Here is a 20,511-nt window from a genome sequence, read left to right on the forward strand (position 1 = left end):
AGCGAGGCTGCGATAGCGAGCAACGCGAGCGGTTCCAAATTCAATTGAATCTCAAGGCGAACGAATGAAGATTTCCCGTCAAGCCTACGCCGACATGTTCGGTCCCACCGTCGGTGACAAGGTGCGCCTGGCCGATACCGAGTTGTGGATCGAAGTGGAACAGGACTACACCACCTACGGCGAAGAAGTGAAATTCGGTGGCGGTAAAGTCATTCGTGACGGCCAGGGTCAGAGCCAGTTGCTGGCCGCCGACGTGGTCGACACCCTGATCACCAACGCGCTGATCATCGATCACTGGGGTATCGTCAAGGCCGACGTCGGCCTCAAGGACGGGCGCATCGCGGCGATCGGCAAGGCTGGCAACCCGGACATCCAGCCCAACGTCAACATCGCCATTGGCGCCAGCACCGAAGTCATCGCCGGTGAAGGCATGATCCTCACCGCCGGCGGCATCGACACCCATATCCACTTCATCTGCCCGCAGCAGATCGAAGAGGCGTTGATGAGCGGTGTCACCACCATGATCGGTGGCGGCACCGGCCCGGCTACCGGCACCAACGCGACCACCTGCACCTCCGGGCCCTGGCACCTGGCGCGCATGCTCCAGGCCGCCGACGCCTTCCCGATGAACATCGGCCTCACCGGCAAGGGCAACGCCAGCTTGCCGGAGCCGTTGATCGAACAGGTCAAGGCCGGTGCCATCGGCCTCAAGTTGCATGAGGACTGGGGCACCACACCCGCGAGCATCGACAACTGTCTGAGCGTGGCCGACCGGTTCGACGTGCAGGTGGCGATCCACACCGACACCCTCAACGAATCCGGTTTCGTCGAGACCACCCTCGCCGCCTTCAAGGGCCGCACCATTCACACCTATCACACCGAAGGTGCCGGTGGCGGTCACGCACCGGACATCATCAAGGCCTGCGGTTTTACCAACGTGCTGCCGAGTTCGACCAACCCGACCCGGCCGTTCACCCGCAACACCATCGACGAACACCTCGACATGCTGATGGTCTGCCATCATCTCGACCCGAGCATTGCCGAGGATGTGGCCTTCGCCGAAAGCCGCATCCGCCGCGAGACGATTGCCGCCGAAGACATCCTCCACGACCTCGGTGCGTTCTCGATGATCAGCTCCGACAGCCAGGCCATGGGGCGGGTCGGTGAAGTCATCACCCGCACCTGGCAGACTGCCGACAAGATGAAAAAACAGCGCGGGCCGCTACCCGGCGATGGCGCCGGCAACGACAACTTCCGCGCCAAGCGCTACATCGCCAAGTACACCATCAACCCGGCGATCACCCACGGCATCAGCCATGAAGTGGGTTCGGTCGAAGTGGGTAAATGGGCAGACCTGGTGCTCTGGCGGCCGGCGTTTTTCGGCGTGAAACCGACGCTGATTCTCAAGGGCGGCGCCATCGCAGCCAGCCTGATGGGAGACGCCAATGCCTCGATCCCGACACCGCAACCGGTGCACTACCGCCCGATGTTCGCCAGCTTCGGCGGTTCACTGCACGCCACCAGCCTGACCTTCATCAGTCAGGCGGCGCAGGAGGCAGGCTTGCCTGAAGCGCTGGGTTTGAAGAAGAAAATCGCTGTGGTCAAAGGTTGCCGCGACGTGCAGAAAACCGACCTGATCCACAACGACTACCTGCCGAAAATCGACGTCGATCCGCAAACCTATCAGGTCAAGGCCGATGGGGTTCTGCTGTGGTGTGAACCGGCTGAGACATTGCCGATGGCCCAGCGTTACTTCCTGTTCTGAACCGACAACCACGACACGAGCAAAGGCCTCGCACACCCTGTGTCGAGGCCTTTGTTTTTTCCGTGATTACTGAACGGATTCAATCCGCAGCCGATCCAGCTTGGCCCGAATCATCGCTTCCCGTGTCAGTTTTTTCAGCAACTGCGTAATCTGCAGATCGATGTCATCCAAGGCTTGAACATACTCCTCGTCAGTCATCAGCTTGCCGTTCGCAAAGTCAGTTTCACTTTTGCCCAACTCACTGCACAACTCCTTGATTTCCGCCTCCACCGCCGCCTTTTCCTCGGCGGTGAGCCGCGTACCTTCGGCCCGGCGCTGTAACGCATCCTGCAAATCGGTGGTGGCGTCGATCCGTCGCTTCAAGCCGTTCAATTCTTCGCGGTAAGTAGACTCCAGCCAGGTTCGCCAGAGCGGTTGCTCGAAGAGGCGATCGATCAGCAGATCACCTTCCTCCAGCGCCTTGATCCGCTGGAACGCTGCTTCGATCATCTCCTTGCTCACACCGGCGATGTTGCGAAACTGCATGCCCCGCGCCTGCCACGGCAAATCCAGACGCTCCGCCAGATCGGTCATGTAGGCCAGGTGCACTTCCACTTCATCGATAGTGCCGATCACATCGCCATTGGCGTCGTAGCGACGGAACCGTTCGCCGTTAGCCAACCGCGCAGACACCCGCTGACGGGCAATGGCACCGAGTTCATCGAGCCGGGACTTGCCCAGGGCCAGTTCCAGCAATTGCGCCTCGATCAGGTCCGCACGCACCAGGGCGTAGGCTTCATGCACCATCACCTGCACGCCCATGGCATTGAACAGTTGCGTGCCGCCATCCACGCACTCGGTGGGCGTTGCCGCCTCATTGAACAGTTTGCTTCGCAGTTCGCTGTCGCTGGCCATGGCTTCGAGCATGCGCCAGACCTTGGTCGTCAGTTCCGTCTGATAGGTACCGCCGTCCTTGAAGTCGGCGGATTGGGTGAGCTTGCGCAGCTCATTGAAAAACGGCACCGAACCAAACTCGTCTTCGACCTCGTTCCAGACTTCCTGCTTTTCCTGCCATTGCCGCTCGGTCATGCCCATCCACCAATCCGCGCTGTCGAGCAGGCCTCGGGGAGGGTAAGGGCGGTCCGGGTCCATGCCGACCGACTCGATGTACAACCTGAGGGTGTCGAGGTTTTCCGGCAATATCCAGTGCGGCTCCCGACTGATCACCGTGCGTGCCAGCAGCTCGGCGCGAAAGGATCCGGGCGCGACTTGCGGTATCCGGCTGATCGGATTGCGGCTCAATTCAATGAAAATACTGCGTGGTCGCGACTGGGAAAACAGACCGACAGGCCAACTGTCTAGTCCGGTATCGCTCAATACCAATACCTGCAAATGCGGCATCCGGCTGACATCAGGAATGAGCTTCAGCGGGTTGCCGCGCAGCGCCAACGACCTCAGGCGTGTCAGATTCTTCAGGCGATCAACTGCCACTGGATCCAGCTCGATTCGGTTGTCGTTGAGGTACAGGTCGGTGAGATGACGCATGTCCTTCAGTACCGGCGGAAAAGCGCTCAGCAGATTGTCTTGCAGGTTGAGGTAGCGCACCTGATGGAACGGATCGAGGAACGACAGGTTCCCGGAACGCAGCTGCCCACCGCGCAGGCTCAGGCTGGTGACATGATCGAAGTTGGCCTCCAGTTTCGGCAGGGTTTCCAGCAGTCGGCTCAGCCTGGGAATGTTGTCCAGACTCAACGCCTGCGGCCGCACTACCCCGTAAGCCTCGATGCCCTCCGGCCCGGTGCGCTGCCAGCATTGCCTGAGCGTTTTGTAGATGTTGTTTCGCGCATGCCACTCCGCCACGCCCGCCGGGGTAAACCGAGCGGATTGCGTCGGCGAATTCATCCAGCGTTGCAGGGTGCGGTTCAACTGGTTGAACTCGGCCTCCAGCAAGGTCAGCCGCGCATGCACCGCCCCTTCGCCCTGACCGAAACCCGCCAGCAGTGTCTCCACTTCCTCCGAGGTAAAATCCGGATACAGTGCATGAGCCCGTTGTCGCAGCCCCACGCCTTGCGGTGCTTGTCGGGCATAGCCACGCATGCCGCCACGCAAGCGCATGACGCTCGGGTCGTAAGCCGGCCTGGTGATCGGGTGGTCCCGCAGAATCAGCTCAAACCGGGATCGATCCAGCGGCTGCGCCCTGACCGCTTGCTCAAGGCGTGAAGACTCATGGATTTCAAAGCCAAGCGCTGTGCGCTCAGCGTCGGGCAAGGCATGCAGCACCGCCGCGTAAAGATTGTCCGCACCGTGCAGATGTTGATCGAGCGCATCACGCGCCTCGTAACGACCATGTTCATTCAACACCAATACCTTGCGGATCGATGCATCCTCTGGACCGAGACTGTCGGCCAGCGGACCTTCGAATGAGTACTCGCGGATTTCCAGACGCAAATCCGCCGGCCAGCCCGGCAGGTTGGCCAGAGAATGCAGTTCCAGGCGCGCGGTATCGGCGTTATGCAATGAGTCGAGGTAGAAGCCTTCATAGGCTCGCGTCACCCGCAGCTGATGTGCAGCCTCCCGGGCTTGTTCAGTCAATCTCAAGGGAACGCGCTGTTTTTCGCTCAGGTGTTGCACGTCCGATGGCTGCGCATCACGCAGCAGTTCTTCCGCCTGGGCGGTCGCGAGTTCTGCACCATCATTCTTGAGCAGGTTCACCAAGGGGTCGGCCGAACGCGTGCGACTTGCATACAGTCCATCGAACAGACGCCTTTTGTGCAGGCGTGCCTGCCCCGCCAGTTGCTCGCGCATTGCTACGACACGCATCTGCCGGTCCCCGGAGTACCGCTGTCCGAGTACATCGCGCAGGGCCTGTTCATCAAGGAACCCGACGACCCGTTCGGTCAACTCACCGGCGAGCAGATCCTGCCGGCTCATGCGCAAGGTCTCGGCCGGCAGCGCATCGGCGTAACCCTCCTTGATCGACGCACCTGACAGGTCCGCGCCTTCGAAGATTTCGATGGCTTTACCTTCGGGCCAGCCCTGCAGTTCAGTCATGAAACGTGGCAGAAAACCGGCCCATTCCGCATCGACCCGGTTCGCCAGGATATGCGCTGCGCAAGCGTCGGCATCGGCGTGGGTCTTGTAGCGTTTCAGGGTGTCGAGCAGCAACGCGGGCGGGGTTTCATGTTCGACATGAAGTCGGCGCAGCACGTTTTCATGCACGCCGCTGGCAGTCAAAATCTGTTCCAGGGTCTCATCGGAAAGCCCCTGCACCGAAGCGCCCAGACGCCTGAGCACCGCACGCCGATCCCATTCGAGCGGTTGATCGAGTTCGGTCTTCCAGCTGCCGGCACCGTTGTGTTCCAACAGCGGCTGATAGGCCTCGGCGCGAGTCGGGTGTTGCAGCCGATGCCGGCCGGTTTCCGGGTCTTGTCTGACGGCATAGCATTTGTCATCGAGGCGCAGCAGGTCCTGTTCCTGATGACGGTACAGTCCGGTGTCACCGGCCTTCGCCCCATCGGGCAATGTGATCGATTGCTCATAAGGCGCGAGGTCAGGGTTCCACAACCGCTCCTTGCCGCCGACTTCCACTGGCTTGAGCCCCTCGACAAATGGCGACACCTTGATCGGTGCGACAGTAGTGCCGGGCAACACATGTCCGGCGCCCATCAGTGCCAGTTGCGCGAAGTTGATCAAGACCCCGTTGAAGTACGCCGAAGCCTGTTCCTTGTCACCCTTGCTCCAGTCCTCTACACCTTCGGCAACCTCGGCGAGCATTTGCGCGACCATGATGCCGAGCATGGCTTCGCCCAGCCCCGGCACCAGCATTGCGGCGAAATTGAAAACATTCCAGCCTATCGACAGGTAACCGCTCAGGCGCTTGAAGCGTGCGTTGGCATCCTCGTCACCGGTCGGTACGGCGATCAGCCGGGCATCGGCGATGGCCTTGTTACGCCGTTCCACAAACAGGGTGATCCACAGATCATCCGCTATCTGGTTGGTTACCGGTTCCGTATCAGGATTTTCGACCGCCGTTTCACGCCACCATGGGCCCATGTCCAGCGGTTCGCGCTCGTGCCAGGTGTAGGTCGTGAGACGTTCTTTGACCCGGGCGAAAAACAGCCCCTTGTCCTTCTGCGCCACAAAGCGGCTGAAAAAGGCCTGGTAATCGGTACTTCTCAACTGACCCAGGAGCGCCTTCATGAACGCGGTCAGCGAGGGATACTCTTTCAACGGATGGTCAGGATCATCGGGCACATAGGCAATCAACGGCCCGGTAACACGGCTCTGTTGATAGATGTCCTCGCGGCGCAACAGCTCATCGTTCAACCCCTGCGGCCCATTGGCGAAGAAGGCTTGCAGCAGTTTGAATTGATCGTATTCCCGGCCCGGAAGAACCGGGACGCGGTGCGACCAGTCGATCCAGAATTTCAACAGGGCCGGTGTCAACGCTTCAATTTCGCGCTTTATTTGCGATGGCTCGCTGACCGCGCTGAACAACACGATACCGGTCAAGCGAAACCCCATCAGCGACAATCGATGACTCTGCAACGGCCGGTCGTAGAGCGTGATGTTTGCCTGCCCTTCACGCACCTGGCCCAGTTTGAAGTAGGCATGGTCACTGATATCACCCTTCAATCGGGCAATCAGTGCGGCCACATGAAAGGCCGCCTGTTCACTGGCCACCGAGTCTTGTTGCAAGGTTCGCTGTGCTTGCGGGGTATCGGGCAACAGGACGGACTTGATGTGCCGCTGGTATTGCCCGCCTATGTCCAGGCTGCGACACAACGCGGCAAAATCCGGCAGGGCAATGGCCGACTCCAGGCGCAGACTGCCCCGGTTGTCCTTGCGGTAAATACCGGAACTGTCTCGGAACGCCCCTTTGACGGTCTCGGACTCTTCGAAGTTGTGAAGTGCCGCCTCCAGCAAGGTCGACTGACGGACGCGACTGGCACCGGTGTCGATGCCGAAGATAATCGTACTGGGCACCTCGAGCTGCACGCTGAGTTCGTCGGCGCGTTCAACCGAGTTGAAATTCGCCTGCAACATCTCCCTGAGCAGCGGTTCGGCGAAGGCCTCGATGTCGTGTTGCAAGCTGCCCAGGGATTTGTCCAGTACGCCCTGCACGCGCCAGCGCTCCTCGATCAACTGCTTCAGGTACTGGCGGTCGATGGCCCGTGCTCCGCTGTACCACTCGGGCATCGCCGGCTTCAGGGTTTCGAGGGATTTGAGCCTTGCAGGCGGGGCATTTTTCAGGGCGCCCGGTATCCCGTCGAATACGCGACGGTAATGCACGCCCTGGTGTTCGACGTCTGTGGTTTCAATCGTTTGCTGTGAATGGCTTCCATGCAATTCAGACACTGTTACATCACCTTGATGGCTGGATTTGAACCCACAGCTTCGCCAACCCGCCCGCCAAACAAAAGCCCAAATAACCGTTGGGCCGCCCCTGGAAAAAGGCCTCCACCGTTCGAAATTCAAAGAGCCTTCAATACATAAGTACCGCCATAGAGACCTGGACTTATGCCACCGAACGAGCGGTCGTGTTTTTTCCGGTAAAGGGACTACTATTCGATTCGCTGCCCCCGCGATTCATGCTCAGGTAACCACCATGCGTCTTTCCGAATTCATCGTGCTACAGGTTGATCGCATCGTCGATGAGTGGGAGCAGTTCGCCAAAACCATCACCCCGGCCGCCGAATCCATGGACAGCGCCGCCTTGCGCGACCATGCCCGGTCGATCCTGCTGGCCGCGGCCCGGGACATGTGCAAACCCCAGACACCCGCCGAACAAGCGGCCAAGGCACGCGGCGAAGGCCCGGAGAAAACCCCGAGCCTCGACGAGGCCGGTGCCAGCCATGGCGAGTTGCGCCATACCGTGGGTTTTGACCTGGTGCAGATGACCAGTGAGTTCCGTCATTTGCGCGCCTGTGTCATCCGTCTGTGGGTCAACAGCCTGCAATCGCCTGACCTGGCCTACTTCCAGGACATGATCCGCTTCAACGAAGCCATCGACGAAGCCCTGGCCGAATCCACCGCCGCCTATGCCGAAATGGTCAACCGCTCCCGGGACATTTTCCTCGCGATCCTCGGTCATGACCTGCGCGCGCCCCTGCAGGCGGTGAGCATGTCCACCGAAATCCTGCTGCGCAAAGCCGCACTGGAAGGTGATGCGCTCAAGTGCGCGATCAATATCCAGCGCAGCTCCGGACATCTGGCGGTGATGGTCGGGGATTTGCTGGAGCTGGTGCGCAGTCGCCTGGGCAAGCACCTGCCGATCGAACCGGCGCCCATGGACCTGGCCGAAGCGGCACGGGAGGCGATTGCGCGGGCCTGTGCCGGTCAGCCGGAGTGCGATCCGACCCTGACCGTGCAGGGTGACACCCGCGGTACCTGGGACCCGCGCAGGCTCGATCAGATGCTGCAAAACCTGATCGGCAATGCCTTGCAGCATGGCTCAAGCAAGCGTGAAGTGACCTTGACCCTCAAGGGCGAGGCCGACAGCGTTCGGCTGACGGTGCAGAACGACGGAGTCCCCATCCCCGGCGATGCGATCCCGACCATTTTCGACCCACTGGTGCGCAGTGCCAGCGAAGAACTCGGCGAGCCCACTACCAGCCTTGGGTTGGGGTTGTTTATCGTCAAGGAAGTGGTCGACGCCCATCAGGGGACGATTGAAGTCAGCTCCAGTGAGAGGGATGGCACGACCTTCACCGTGGTATTGCCACGCAAAACCTGAAGCCCCCCCGTGTAGGAGCTGCCGCAGGCTGCGATCTTTTGATTTTGCTTTTGATGTTTTGCATCAGCAGGAGCAACGAAACACAAGATCAAAAGATCGCAGCCTGCGGCAGCTCCTACTCCACCAACAACCGTCCCAAGCGCTGCTTGAGCATGCGGTTCTCGGCGCGCAGCTGCTGCACTTCTTCAAGCAGGTCCAGCGCCAGGGCGACGCCTTCCCACTCCAGGTCGAGGTCGCGCCGCAGCTTGGCGGCGCGCTTGGCCAGGGTCAGCTCATAGTCGTTGAAAACCCAGTCCTTGGGCTGAGCGCCCTGAGGTTCGAGGATGCCGTGCTCGACGATTTCGATCACGTAGACGTCCGACAGCTCGGTCGCCTCACAGAATTCTGCCATGTCCAGTTGAACGATCAGGGGACTGCTCATTGTCAGTGACTCCTTGGTTCTAAGGGATCAAAAATGCTCTCGCGGGTCGAATGCGGCTTTTTTCGCCAGTTCCTGCCACAGGGCCTTGATGTCATCGTCGGATTTCTTCGGCATCACAGCCTTCAATTGCACGAACAGGTAACCGCGCTCACCGGTCTTGTTCATCAGGCCATGGCCCTTGGCGCGCATGCGCTGGCCGTTCTGGCTGCCGGCCGGCACCTTGAGGTTGATCTTGCCGGTCAGGGTCGGCACGGCGACTTCGGCCCCCAGCGCCAGCTCCCACGGAGCCAGTGGCAAGGTGATGATCAGGTTATCGCCTTCGACGTCGAATTTCGGGTGCGGTGCGAAACGGATCGTCAGGTACAGGTCGCCATTGGCGCCGCCACCCACCCCCGGAGCGCCCTGCCCCTTGAGGCGAATACGCTCGCCGTCGGCCACACCGGCCGGAATCTTCACGTTCAGGCTTTTGCTGGTGTTGCTCACATGCTGGCCGGCCGCGTTGTACTGCGGTACCTGGAAGGTGACCTTCTTCGATTCGGTCGACAGTGTTTCTTCGAGAAAAACCCCAAGCTCCATTTCCACGTCCTGCCCTCGACGTCCGGTGCTGCGACGCGACTGTCCACCGCCACTGAAACCAGGCCCACGGTTGCCGAAGATCGAACTGAAGAAGTCCGAGAAATCGCCCGTGTCCTGGCCACCGCCACCGAAACCGCCACGGCTCTGCCAGCCCGGCGGTCCCTGGAACGGCTGGCCGTGCTGGCCATAGCGGCGCAGATCATCGTATTCGGCGCGCTTGTCGGCACTTTTCAGCGCTTCATAGGCTTCCGAGGCGTCCTTGAACTTGGCCTCGGCGTCCTTTTCCTTGCTGACGTCAGGGTGGTATTTGCGCGCCAGCTTGCGATAGGCGGCCTTGATCGCCTTATCGTCTGCGGTCGGCTCCACACCGAGAATCTTGTAATAGTCTTTGAAGTCCATCGCGGGAATCACCATCCGTTATCAAATCGCGCCACGGGCCACAGCATGCGCTTGTTTGCAGCCGTTGGTTTGACCGATCTCAAATTTGTGACCGGGCGGCGCAGCAGAAGTTTATCGGCAGCCGGCGGGGCTTCTTGCGAGCACGCCCGCGGCTGTCCGGTTGATGCAGGGTAGTTTGGGGGGGATGCCCCATCTTTCAAGGCATTGTTTGCGAAGAATTAGCAGATAACCGGCCTTCGAATCTGGCGCGCACTGGCATACACTGCGCGGCCGTTTTTTAACCGGAACCTGAAAGACATGAACAACGCATCTCCAGCCCGTGCCGTGGGTATCGACTTTGGCACGTCCAACTCCACCGTCGGCTGGCTGCGCCCCGGCGTGGAAACGCTGATCGCGCTGGAGGACGACAAGATCACCCTGCCGTCAGTGGTCTTCTTCAATATCGAAGAACGTCGCCCGGTGTACGGCCGGCTGGCGCTGCACGAGTACCTGGAAGGCTACGAAGGCCGCCTGATGCGCTCGCTCAAGAGCCTGCTGGGTTCCAAGCTGATCAAGCACGACACCAGCGTCCTCGGCACAGCCATGCCGTTCAAGGACCTGCTCGGGCTGTTCATTGGCCAGCTCAAGAGCCGTGCCGAGGCCGCCGCCGGTCGGGAATTCGAAGAAGTGGTGCTGGGTCGGCCGGTGTTCTTCGTCGATGACGATCCGATGGCCGACAAGGAAGCCGAAGACACCCTGGTCGACGTGGCGCGCAAGATCGGCTTCAAGGAAGTCTCGTTCCAGTTCGAACCGATTGCCGCGGCATTCGACTACGAGTCGACCATCGAGAAAGAAGAGCTGGTACTGATCGTCGACATCGGCGGTGGTACGTCCGACTTCTCCCTGGTGCGCCTGTCGCCGGAGCGGCGTGCTATGGATAACCGCCAGGACGACATCCTCGCCACCGGCGGCGTGCACATCGGCGGGACCGACTTCGACAAGCAACTCTCGTTGGCCGGCCTGATGCCGCTGTTCGGCTACGGCAGCCGGATGAAGAGCGGTGCCTACATGCCCACCAGCCATCACATGAACCTGGCGACCTGGCACACGATCAACTCGGTGTACTCGCAAAAATCGCAACTGGCCCTGGGCAGCATGCGCTACGACATCGAGGACACCGGCGGCATCGATCGCCTGTTCAAGCTGATCGAACAGCGTGCCGGGCACTGGCTGGCGATGGAAGTGGAAGAAACCAAGATCCAGCTGACCCACGCCGACAACCGCCACGTGCCGCTGGACCGCATTGAAGCGGGCCTGAGCGTGGACTTGAGCCGTGCGCTGTTCGAGTCGGCCATCGACAACCTGCTGGAGCGGGTGCGCAACAGCGTCACCCAATTGCTGACAGACGCCGATGTCCGGGTCGATCAGGTCGACACGGTGTTCTTCACTGGCGGCTCAAGCGGCATTCCGGCGCTGCGCAACAGCGTTTCGGCGATGCTGCCGAAGGCGCGGCATGTGGAAGGGAACATCTTTGGCAGTATCGGCAGCGGTCTGGCAATCGAGGCTGCGAAACGCTACGGTTGAAAAGCAGCTGTGAGCTTCAAGCTGCAAGCTTCAAGTAGGAGCAGGTGCGATGTTCGCTCCTGGCTTTGACTTGCAGCTTGAAGCTTGAGGCTCGTAGCTGCTCTTAAACCATCCCCACCTGCTTCAACTCACTCTTCAGATACGCGTAGTAAATCGGCCCCGCCACCACCCCCGGCAGGCCGAACGCGGCCTCGAACACCAGCATCGCCAGCAGCAACTCCCACGACTTGGCACTGATCTGCCCGCCAACGATGCGCGCGTTGAGGAAGTATTCGAGCTTGTGGATAAAAATCAGGTATCCCAGCGCCGCGACGGCGACCCAGATCGACAGCGACAGACCGACGATGGTGATCAGGGTGTTGGACATCAGGTTGCCGATCACCGGCAGCAGGCCTAGCAGGAACGTCAGCACGATCAGGGTTTTGGTCAGCGGCAGCTTGATGCCGAACATCGGCAGGATCACCGCCAGGAAAATCCCGGTGAAGAAGGTGTTGAGCAGGGAAATCTTGATCTGGGCGAACACGATGTTGCGAAACGCCTGGACCAGCAGGTGCAAACGATCAAACAGCGCCGCCGCCAGCGGTTTGCGCTTGGTCAGATCCGGCACACGCTGCAACGCAATGATCGCGCCCAGCACCATGCCTATCAGCAAGGTCACGAACATGTGTGCCGCATCCTTGCCCACCAGCTGCAATTCACTCAGGTGCTTGCTGACCCACTCGCCAATCGCCACACGGAACTCGGCGGCACTGGCCGGCAGATAGGCGTCGATGAACGGCGGCAGTTGCCCGCGTGCGCGGTCGACCACCCCCATGAATTTGTCGAGGGAAGCGCCAGGGTTTTCCGCCTCGTGCAACAGGAAGCTGAAGGCACCGGCAAAGATCAGCGACAGTACGCTGACAATCAGCGTCCCCAGCAATGCCACCGCCAGCCAGCGCGCACGCCGGCCTTCGATCAGGCGTTGCAGTTGCGGAGTGAGCATGTTGACCAGTTCGAACACCAGCAACCCGGCGAGCAGGCTCGGTAGCAACCGCAGCGGCAGGACCAGCAGCAGCCCGCCAAAAATGATGACCCAGCTGATGACCAGCAAAATTTGACGCTGAGAAAACGTTGGCATACAGCCTCAAAAACGAACGGCGTAAAAAGGATTGGCAGTCTGCCAGCGATCCGGTGCGAGCACTAGGATTGTGTGGGTCGACCTTGGTCGGGGGCAGCTCAAGCGACTCGGCGCCCTTGTCGACCTCTTCGCGGGCAAGCCCGCTCCCACATGGTTTCTGTGCTGAACAAAAATTGCGCAGGCATCCAGGATCCCTGTGGGAACGGGCTTGCCCGCGAAGAGGGCGGCCCATTCACCACAAGCGTCCAGGTTTATTTTTTCTTCAGGCAATCACTCATGAACGCCTTGCGCTCATCACCCTTGAGGGCTTTGGTGGCGGCGTCGGCGTTGCAGGTTTTCATTTTCTCCTGCTGCGGCGTCAAGGCCTTGCCGGCATCGTTTGCCGCCGGAGTAGCCTTCAGGCAGGTGCTCATGAAGGCTTTGCGCTCGTCGCCCTTGAGGCTCTTGGCCGTGGCGTCGGCATTGCAGGTAGTCATCTTTTCCTGTTGGGCTGTGGCGGCGAAGCCCTGGGAGCAGAGCAGCAAACCGATCATCAACAAAGGGACACGCAAATTCTTCATGGAGTTTTCTCCTTGTTGCCACACCGAGGGGCGCGGCCTCGTACTGAAGTGTAGACAACCCCTGTTACACCTTCCTGTTCTCCAGATGGCTGCGCCGATACTGCTCCGGCGTACACCCGGCCTGGCGCTGGAACATCGCGATAAACGCCGAGCCGGTGCTGTAGCCCATGTCGAAAGCGATTTCCTGAATGCTGCGCGGGCTGTCCAGCGCTTCGATCGCCGCCAGAAAACGCAGGCGCTGGCGCCACTCACCGAAGCTCATGCCCAGCTCCCGCACGAACTGCCGCGCCAGGGTGCGTTCGCTGACATGGATGCGTGCGGCCCATTCCGCCAGCGGCCGGTTATCCCCAGGCTCGGCCTGCAATGCTTCCAGTATCCCCAGCAATCCGGGGCTGCTGGCGTAGGGCAGATAGCACTCGTGCACCGGGGCCTGTTGCAGTTGATCCACCAATACTTGGGCCAGACGCTGGTCAGCGGCCTGCTCGGGAATTTGCACATCCCGGGCGGCGAAGTCCTTGAGGATCGCCTTGAGGATGTCGCTGATGGCCAGGGTACAGGCTCGCGACGGCAGTTCGGCGCACACCTTGGGCGCCAGGCACACGGCGCGGTAGTTGACCGGTTGATGGCTATAGAAACTGTGCTCGATCTGTGGCGGCACCCACACCGCGTATTGCGGTGGCGACATGAAGCGGCTGCCCTCGACGTCCATGTGCAGTACGCCGTGGGCTGCATATTCCAGCGTCCCCCATGGATGTCGATGGGGGGCGGCGTATTCGTGGGCGTCGAAATCGGCGTAGCGGAAGTACACCGCCGACGGCAGTTCGCTGAAATCCAGCAGGTCGATGTGTTTGCTGCTCATGCTGTCCGTCATCAGGGGCGAGTTGTCCGGATCGAAGTATAGGCTTGCATCCAGACAAGCGGATAATTGCACTTCATTAACGTTCTGGTTTTTCCCGATGCAATACGCTTATCCCCTACTGGCCATTTTCATCTGGGCCGGCAATACCGTGATCACCAAAATGTCGGCCGGGGCGATCTTCCCCGCCGAGATCGGTTTCTACCGCTGGCTGCTGGCCGGGTTGCTGTTCACCCCCTTCATGCTCAAGCCGGTGCTCACCCATTGGCCGCTGATCCGCCCGAAACTGGGCAAGATCTTTGTCCTCGGTGTGCTCGGCATGGCGGTCTATCAAAGCCTGGCGTACTTCGCCGCGAGCCTGACCTCGGCCACCAACATGGGCATCATCCTGTCGCTGATGCCACTGATGTCGCTCGCGATGGCGATCATCAGCCTCGGCCAGCGCCTGACCATGGGTGCCCTGGCCGGTGCGGTGCTGTCGTTCGCCGGCGTCCTGGTGGTGGTGTCGTCCGGCAGCCTGGGCGCATTGCTCGAACACGGGGTCAACCTGGGCGATGCGATGATGCTGATCGCCACCCTGGCCTACGCGGTCTACAGCACCCTGTTGAAAAAGTGGCAGCTGAAACTGCCGCCGCTGGTGCTCCTGTATCTGCAGGTGCTGGTGGCCGTGGTGGTGCTGTTTCCGCTGTTCCTCGCCTCACCGAAAGTCGGCCCGACCCTGCAGAACATTCCGCTGGTGCTGTACGCCTGCCTGCTGGCTTCGATGGTCGCGCCGTTGGCGTGGATGCAGGCGGTGGTACGTTTGGGGCCGAGCCGGACCACGCAGTTTTTCAATTTGCTGCCGTTGATTACCGCATTGATTGCAGCGGTGGTGCTGCATGAACAACTGGCGATGTACCACCTGGTGGGTGGTGTGTTGACCCTGGGTGGGGTGATTGTTTCCGAGCGCTGGACGACGGTGTTGGGGCGTAAGGTCGGTGTTGCCTGATTGAAAAGATCGCAGCCTTCGGCAGCTCCTACATTTGAAATACGTTCCCCTGTAGGAGCTGCCGCAGGCTGCGATCTTTTGATCTTATAAACCCGCCGCCTGCAGTCGCGCCGCATGCTCGACAAACAACCGCACCGGCGCAGCCCCCTTGCCCACCAGCCCCAGCGACTGGTTGACGATATCGAAGTGATCCAGCGGATACTCGTCGCCAATTACCGTGCCCAGGTGCGAGCTGTAGCGCCCGACCATGCCGTCACAATGCCCGGCTTCACGGACGAAGGTTTTGGCGAATAACCGGCAACTGCGGTTGGTACCGTCCAGCAGATTGCGCCCGCGATCGGTGATGCCCGGCTGCAACGTGCCGGACCAGGAGTAATAGCGCACGCCATTGACCTCTTCCGGCCCGTGACCGCCCCAGGTTTCAGGCAAGCCCTGTGGATAACGTTGGTTGAACAGCGCCACGCCGGCGCTGGTGAGGGAGAGATGGGACGCATGGATATCCACCGGCAGCTTCGGCCCGCGATAACCGGTATCCAGCAACCCCATCAGTGCGCTGACCATCCGCAGCAAAAAACACAGCAGGTGACCACGGACGCTGTCATGGGGGTAATGCTTGTGCAGATAATCGGCAAGCTCCGAACCATGGTTCGGCCCCGCCACCGAGGTCACCGATGCCACCAGGTCCGGACGCTTGGCGGCGGCGTAGCGGGCGGTCAGCGAGCCCTGGCTATGACCGATCAGGTTGACCTTGTCGGCCCCGGTTTCCCGCAGAATTTCGTCGATGCGCGCCAGCAATTGCTCGCCGCGTACTTCGTTCGAATTAAGCGGCGAGACCTGCACGGCGAACACCACGGCCCCACCACGGCGCAGCGCCTCGACGATCCCGTACCAGTACGGATAAAGCACCAGGCGGATGAACCCGAGCATTCCCGGGACCAGCACCAGCGGGTAGCGCGGGGCAGAACCTTGCGACATGGGTGGACATCCTTGTGGTCGAATGGTGACGCAAGCGCAATGCAAGACATCCGCCAAGCTACGCCTGCGAAGATGACAACTCGACGACAAGTCTATGTCATCCGCCCTACTTCAACCCCGCCACACCCGCCACGATCAGCCCGACCGAGACCAGCTTGATCACGCTCAGGCTTTCCCCCAGCAGTGCGAACCCGAGAAACACCGTGCCCAGCGAACCGATGGCGGTCCAGATCGGGTACGCGATGCTCACGGGTAACTCGCGCATGGCCAGGGTCAGGAAGTAGATCCCGCCCACAGCGGCCACCACCGTGATCAGCGAAGGCCAGAGCCGGGTGAAGCCCTCGGCGTACTTCATGCCCATGGCGAAGGTGACCTCGAACCCGGCGGCGACCAGCAGAAACACCCAGGCCATCTAGAACTCCCCGGCCAGCGCCAACAAGCGCTGCTCAGCCTCGGCGGCAGAGATCTCAAAGCTGCGCTCGGCGGACTCCTCTCCCTCGGCAGCAACCACCGTGACATCGGTGATGCCGATGAAGCCGAGCACCGTGCGCAGCAGTGTATCGGCATGGTTCATGGCTTCCAGCTCGCCGCCCGGACCAAAACCGAAGCCGCCACGGCTGGTGATGATCAGGGCTTTTTTGCCTTGCACCAACGGTTGGTACTGGGCCACGCCATTGTCCAGGGTGTGATCGAAGGTCAGCCCCACCCGCACGATCTGATCGATCCAGGCCTTCAAGCCGCTGGGTACGCTGAAGTTGTGCATTGGTGTGGAAATCACCAGCACATCATGGCCAAGCAGTTCGCCGACCAATTCGTCGCTGAACGCCAGATCGGCCTGCATCGACAGTGGCCGTGCGTCGGGCTCGGGGTAAAACGCGGCGGCCACGAATGCCTCGTTGACCGGAGGGATCAGCGCCCGACCGACTTCGCGCCGGGTCAGTGACGAGTGTGGATGACGGGCCTGCCAGGCCGACAGAAACACTTCGGCCAAACGCCGGGAGTGCGAACGATCGCCACGGGGGCTGGCATGAACGGCAAGAATTTTACTCATCTGTCTCTCCTCAGGGCTAAACTCAAACGGCTTGTGGCTTGCAGCTTGAAGCTCGTGGCTGCGCCCCTTCAAATGAGTAAAAATCAGCCAAGGTGAATCCATTTCACCTGTGGAGTTTCCGATGTTCGCCTCGCTGCCCTTGACCGCCCTGCGCGCCTTCGAATCCGCTTCACGCCTGTTGAGTTTCAAGGCCGCCGCCGAAGAACTGTCCGTCACCCCGACGGCGGTGTCCCATCAGATCCGTTCCCTGGAGAGCTGGCTCGGCGTGCCGCTGTTCGAACGCCTGCCACGCCAGGTGCGCCTGACCGAATGCGGCGAACGGCTGTTCCAGAGCCTGCACGGGGCTTTCCTCGAAGTGGCGCAAAGTGTCGATACCCTGCGCCCGCAACGCAGCGGCGCCAACCTGACGGTCTCCACCACCGCAGCCTTCGCCGCGCTGTGGCTGGTGCCTCGGCTGGGACGCTTCTACGCCCGGCACCCGAACATCAACGTGCGCCTCGACACCCACTGCGAAGTCATCGATTTGCATCAGGACGCCAGTGTCGATCTGGTGCTGCGCTACAGCCTCGACGATTACCCCAACCTGTACGGCCAGTGCCTGTTCGATGAGTCCTTCGGTGTCTACGGTTCACCCGAACAAGTGGCGCTGGCGTTGAACCGTGCCCCGACGCTGATCAGCGTGCGCTGGCACAACTCGAAACTCTATGCCCACGGCTGGGAGGCCTGGTGCGTGCAATCGGGCGAAACCTGGCTGAGCGGTCGGCCAGCGGTGCGCGAATACGACGAAGAGCATTACGCCCTGCAAGCGGCGATTGCCGGGCAGGGTCTGGTGCTGGCCAGCAATATTCTGGTGTCGGAAAGCGTGGCCAGTGGTCTGTTGTTGCCGTACCGGGGGGACATCCAGGTCGATGGCGCCGGCTACAGCGCACTGTGCGTGCCGGGACGCGAACGCCATCCACCGGTTCGGGCGTTTTTTGCGTGGCTGCGTGAAGAGGCCTTGGCGTCGGGACATGCTCTGGCGTGAGGATTGTTGCGGCTGTCAGGCCGCCATCGCGAGCAAGCTCGCTCCCACATTGGTTCTGCATACTCAGATCATTGTGGGAGCGAGCCTGCTCGCGAAGGGGCCCCTAAAGACGCCCAATTATTTGCCTGGCTTGACGGTGACAGGCGCCTTGCCCGACTTCATCTGCTCCAGCAACGGTGCGCATTGATTCGGCTCACCACCACTCGGCGCCACCAGCGCCAGCAACCCTGCCGCCGGTGCAGCGATCACGCCCAGCGCCACCATTCCCGCGCCACGCAGCATCAACGGCACGGCCTTGACCCCGGCATCGGGCTTGATGAACTTGCCGCGCACATACAGCGGCGAACGCAATGAAATCAGGCGCCAGCCCTTGGATTCCGGGGTGATGGTCAGGTCCAGTTGTTCCGTCGCCATGTTAGCGGTGCCGTCGATGTAGACGATGGCGTTCTCGGTGTCGAATACGAACAGGCGGGTGGTGGCCAGGCCGGACTGGATACCGAAGTCGGCGGCCGCGCAGTTGATCTTCACTTCCTTGTCGCCAAAGATTTTGCCCACCACGTAGTTGCCGACGTTCAGGCCCGCCAGCTCCATCAGTTCGCGACTGATGGCGCCATCGTTGATCAGCATTTTCAGATTGCCGTTGGCACTGCCCAGCAGCCTGGCCACCGAATTGCCGCGACCGGTGATATCTGCGTCGCCATTGAGCTCGCCAAAACTGGTTTTCATCGGCTCAAAGCCGGGGAACAACTGTTTGAGCTTGAAGCCCCGCGCCGTGAGCCTGGCGTGGCCTTCCAGGGGATCGGTGTGGCCGTTCAGGCGAATCTGCGCATCCAGCTTGCCGCCGGCCACGCCGAAGCGCAGCGGTTCGAGGCTGAGCACGCCATCGGTGAGCACCAGATGGGTATAGAGGTCGTTGAATGGCAATTTTTCGCTGTGCACGATGCGCTTGCCAGTGAACTCGACATCGGCGTCCATATCGCGCCAGCGGTCGGTCTTGAACTCTTCGACCGGCAGCACTTTGTCCGCCGGTTGTTTGCTGTCACCGCCACGGGCCTTCTGTTTGGCGTTGGAATCGGCGCCGATCAGCGGCGCCAGGTCAGCGAACAGCAATTGATTGGACAGCAGCGAGCCGCTGAGTTTTGGCCGTGGCTGGCTGGCCACGTAAGTCAGACTGCCGTGGATGTCACTCTCGCCGATCTTGCCGTTGAATTCTTCATAGCGGAACACCGCGCCACCCGGCTCGTGCAACTTGGCGATCAGATGGCCGTCGGTGGCATAGGGTGGAGTGTCCGGCAGGATCACGCCGGTCAGCGGGTAGAGGTTGCCCAGGCTGGTGCCGGCCAGTTTCAGGCGCAGGTCCAGGGCGCCGAGATTCAGCGGATCGGTCAGGGTGCCAGCCAGTTCGACGCTGGAATCGGCGATCTTCACCTGTGCCTGAAGCGGAAACGGCCGTGTCGCATCCTGCAACGCCAACAGCCCGCCAATCTTGCCCTGGCCCGCGAGTTTCTGGCCGTGGTACTGGCCGTTGACCTTGAGGGCGAACGCATAATCCTGGGGGGACGAGCCCTTTTCCTGCGCGGCTTTCGCCGCTTTGTCGCCGACGATATCGCTGAACGGAATCGGCTTGCCCAACGGATCGATCAGCACGTCGAGCTGCGTCTTCAGGCTCTGGTCGTCGAGGGTGACGTGGCCCTTGTCGAAGCCGATCGCACCGATATCCACCACCCAACTGGAAGGCTCGGCGTTCGGGTCTTTGGGGTCGAATTGGAACGTCCAGTTGGCGCGCCCGTCAGCCAGGCGTTGCAGCTGTGCATTCGGCTCGGCAACGTCGATACGCGGGATCACCACCCGCTGTGCCAGCAAAGCCAGGGGTGAAATGCGCAACTCGACACGCTTGAGAGTGGCCATCTGCGGTTGCTTCGACCAGTCCGGGTTGCCCAGGCTGAGGTCCTCGGCCACCACATGGGGCCACGGCACCCAGGCACGCCAGCCGTTTTCATCGGGCTCGGTCTGCCAGACCACCGACAGATTGCCGTTGATGGCAAAAGCGCGGTGCAGTTCTTCGGAAACCTTGGCGTTGAGCGGCGGTTTGATCCGGTTCCAGTCGAAGAACACGATGATCAGCACCAGCAACGCCAACAAGGTAAGAAAGGTGGAAAGGGTCCAGACAAACGTCTTTTGGGTGCGCGTCATTGCACAGGGCTCCTGATACGACTGAGCGCCCCGACTGCGGCGCACAGGTGAAACGGTGAGCCGGAAGCGGCTCGCCATGAAGTCTACGACTGATAAAAACCCGGCAGGTTTAATCGATAGGCCGATTTCGCCGAATTCAGCCAGTCCGATACTGACTCATCAGTCGAACAGCGTTACCGGCCCCGCACTTTTACACGTCAAAGATGGGTCGAAAATACCCAAACCGGTGCAAGACAACTCGCCGGAAACGCTCGGTCTAGAGCCTCCCCAGCAAACAATCAATTCCGTTGATTATTACCATTGCGTTT

General features: G+C 60.9%; 15 protein-coding genes. 5 read left to right on the forward strand and 10 right to left on the reverse strand.

The features are described 5' to 3' along the window. Positions 1-64 precede the first annotated feature (64 nt). A complete protein-coding gene (gene ureC, locus C9422_RS24760; RefSeq protein ID WP_116582470.1) occupies positions 65-1,765 on the forward strand; it encodes an urease subunit alpha in 1,701 nt (566 codons plus the stop codon). A gap of 66 nt (positions 1,766-1,831) precedes the next feature. On the opposite strand, the gene C9422_RS24765 is transcribed toward ureC, so the two are convergent. Further along, positions 1,832-7,102, reverse strand: coding sequence for a dermonecrotic toxin domain-containing protein (locus C9422_RS24765; protein WP_116582471.1), 5,271 nt, complete (start codon positions 7,100-7,102; stop codon positions 1,832-1,834). Positions 7,103-7,352: 250 nt separating this feature from the next. Here C9422_RS24765 and C9422_RS24770 point away from each other — a divergent pair, with 250 nt between their 5' ends. After that, positions 7,353-8,480: a sensor histidine kinase KdpD gene (locus tag C9422_RS24770; protein ID WP_116582472.1), complete on the forward strand. Its 1,128-nt coding sequence runs from the start codon at positions 7,353-7,355 to the stop codon at positions 8,478-8,480. A gap of 115 nt (positions 8,481-8,595) precedes the next feature. Here C9422_RS24770 and C9422_RS24775 read toward each other — a convergent pair whose 3' ends face one another. Further along, positions 8,596-8,901: a chaperone modulator CbpM gene (locus tag C9422_RS24775; RefSeq protein ID WP_007979663.1), complete on the reverse strand. Its 306-nt coding sequence runs from the start codon at positions 8,899-8,901 to the stop codon at positions 8,596-8,598. A gap of 27 nt (positions 8,902-8,928) precedes the next feature. After that, on the reverse strand, positions 8,929-9,876 hold the full coding sequence (locus tag C9422_RS24780; RefSeq protein WP_116582473.1) for a DnaJ C-terminal domain-containing protein: 948 nt from the start codon (positions 9,874-9,876) through the stop codon (positions 8,929-8,931). 297 nt (positions 9,877-10,173) lie between these two features. Between C9422_RS24780 and C9422_RS24785 the strand changes: the two genes are divergently transcribed. Beyond that, entirely contained in the window at positions 10,174-11,439 is a 1,266-nt protein-coding gene (locus C9422_RS24785) for an Hsp70 family protein (protein WP_116582474.1), read from the forward strand. 103 nt (positions 11,440-11,542) lie between these two features. Here C9422_RS24785 and C9422_RS24790 read toward each other — a convergent pair whose 3' ends face one another. The 3 genes from C9422_RS24790 to C9422_RS24800 all read right to left on the reverse strand — a co-directional run bounded on the left by C9422_RS24790 (position 11,543) and on the right by C9422_RS24800 (position 13,975). After that, positions 11,543-12,556: an AI-2E family transporter gene (locus tag C9422_RS24790; protein ID WP_007990865.1), complete on the reverse strand. Its 1,014-nt coding sequence runs from the start codon at positions 12,554-12,556 to the stop codon at positions 11,543-11,545. 251 nt (positions 12,557-12,807) lie between these two features. After that, positions 12,808-13,116, reverse strand: a complete 309-nt coding sequence (locus tag C9422_RS24795; RefSeq protein WP_007979669.1) for a PsiF family protein — start codon at positions 13,114-13,116, stop codon at positions 12,808-12,810. A 64-nt stretch (positions 13,117-13,180) separates the two neighbouring features. Then, on the reverse strand, positions 13,181-13,975 hold the full coding sequence (locus tag C9422_RS24800) for a helix-turn-helix transcriptional regulator (protein WP_116582475.1): 795 nt from the start codon (positions 13,973-13,975) through the stop codon (positions 13,181-13,183). Between the two features lie 97 nt (positions 13,976-14,072). On the opposite strand from C9422_RS24800, the gene C9422_RS24805 reads away from it, so the two are divergent. Further along, positions 14,073-14,960, forward strand: a complete 888-nt coding sequence (locus C9422_RS24805; protein ID WP_116582476.1) for a DMT family transporter — start codon at positions 14,073-14,075, stop codon at positions 14,958-14,960. An 84-nt stretch (positions 14,961-15,044) separates the two neighbouring features. Here C9422_RS24805 and C9422_RS24810 read toward each other — a convergent pair whose 3' ends face one another. The 3 genes from C9422_RS24810 to C9422_RS24820 all read right to left on the reverse strand — a co-directional run bounded on the left by C9422_RS24810 (position 15,045) and on the right by C9422_RS24820 (position 16,986). Then, a complete protein-coding gene (locus C9422_RS24810) occupies positions 15,045-15,935 on the reverse strand; it encodes a triacylglycerol lipase (RefSeq protein WP_116582477.1) in 891 nt (296 codons plus the stop codon). 106 nt (positions 15,936-16,041) lie between these two features. Next, a complete protein-coding gene (locus C9422_RS24815) occupies positions 16,042-16,347 on the reverse strand; it encodes a multidrug efflux SMR transporter (RefSeq protein WP_007979676.1) in 306 nt (101 codons plus the stop codon). Then, complete coding sequence (locus C9422_RS24820) at positions 16,348-16,986, reverse strand: FMN-dependent NADH-azoreductase (RefSeq protein ID WP_116582478.1); 639 nt, start codon at positions 16,984-16,986, stop codon at positions 16,348-16,350. It lies immediately after the preceding gene. Positions 16,987-17,095: 109 nt separating this feature from the next. Between C9422_RS24820 and C9422_RS24825 the strand changes: the two genes are divergently transcribed. Beyond that, positions 17,096-18,010, forward strand: a complete 915-nt coding sequence (locus tag C9422_RS24825; protein ID WP_165824812.1) for a LysR substrate-binding domain-containing protein — start codon at positions 17,096-17,098, stop codon at positions 18,008-18,010. A gap of 117 nt (positions 18,011-18,127) precedes the next feature. Here C9422_RS24825 and C9422_RS24830 read toward each other — a convergent pair whose 3' ends face one another. Beyond that, positions 18,128-20,203, reverse strand: coding sequence for an AsmA family protein (locus C9422_RS24830; RefSeq protein WP_116582480.1), 2,076 nt, complete (start codon positions 20,201-20,203; stop codon positions 18,128-18,130). Positions 20,204-20,511: the final 308 nt, after the last annotated feature.

The sequence above is a fragment of the Pseudomonas sp. B1(2018) genome, assembly GCF_003097365.1.
In the GTDB taxonomy this organism is placed as follows: domain Bacteria; phylum Pseudomonadota; class Gammaproteobacteria; order Pseudomonadales; family Pseudomonadaceae; genus Aquipseudomonas; species Aquipseudomonas laurylsulfatiphila.

Excerpts from the sequence above, each read along its gene's own strand:
- ureC (WP_116582470.1), top strand. The coding sequence starts at position 65 with ATGAAGATTTCCCGTCAAGCCTACGCCGACATGTTCGGTCCCACCGTC.
- C9422_RS24795 (WP_007979669.1), bottom strand. The coding sequence starts at position 13,116 with ATGAAGAATTTGCGTGTCCCTTTGTTGATGATCGGTTTGCTGCTCTGC.
- C9422_RS24830 (WP_116582480.1), bottom strand. The coding sequence starts at position 20,203 with ATGACGCGCACCCAAAAGACGTTTGTCTGGACCCTTTCCACCTTTCTT.
- C9422_RS24790 (WP_007990865.1), bottom strand. The coding sequence starts at position 12,556 with ATGCCAACGTTTTCTCAGCGTCAAATTTTGCTGGTCATCAGCTGGGTC.
- C9422_RS24810 (WP_116582477.1), bottom strand. The coding sequence starts at position 15,935 with ATGTCGCAAGGTTCTGCCCCGCGCTACCCGCTGGTGCTGGTCCCGGGA.
- C9422_RS24800 (WP_116582475.1), bottom strand. The coding sequence starts at position 13,975 with ATGAGCAGCAAACACATCGACCTGCTGGATTTCAGCGAACTGCCGTCG.
- C9422_RS24780 (WP_116582473.1), bottom strand. The coding sequence starts at position 9,876 with ATGGACTTCAAAGACTATTACAAGATTCTCGGTGTGGAGCCGACCGCA.
- C9422_RS24805 (WP_116582476.1), top strand. The coding sequence starts at position 14,073 with ATGCAATACGCTTATCCCCTACTGGCCATTTTCATCTGGGCCGGCAAT.
- C9422_RS24815 (WP_007979676.1), bottom strand. The coding sequence starts at position 16,347 with ATGGCCTGGGTGTTTCTGCTGGTCGCCGCCGGGTTCGAGGTCACCTTC.
- C9422_RS24820 (WP_116582478.1), bottom strand. The coding sequence starts at position 16,986 with ATGAGTAAAATTCTTGCCGTTCATGCCAGCCCCCGTGGCGATCGTTCG.
- C9422_RS24785 (WP_116582474.1), top strand. The coding sequence starts at position 10,174 with ATGAACAACGCATCTCCAGCCCGTGCCGTGGGTATCGACTTTGGCACG.
- C9422_RS24775 (WP_007979663.1), bottom strand. The coding sequence starts at position 8,901 with ATGAGCAGTCCCCTGATCGTTCAACTGGACATGGCAGAATTCTGTGAG.
- C9422_RS24770 (WP_116582472.1), top strand. The coding sequence starts at position 7,353 with ATGCGTCTTTCCGAATTCATCGTGCTACAGGTTGATCGCATCGTCGAT.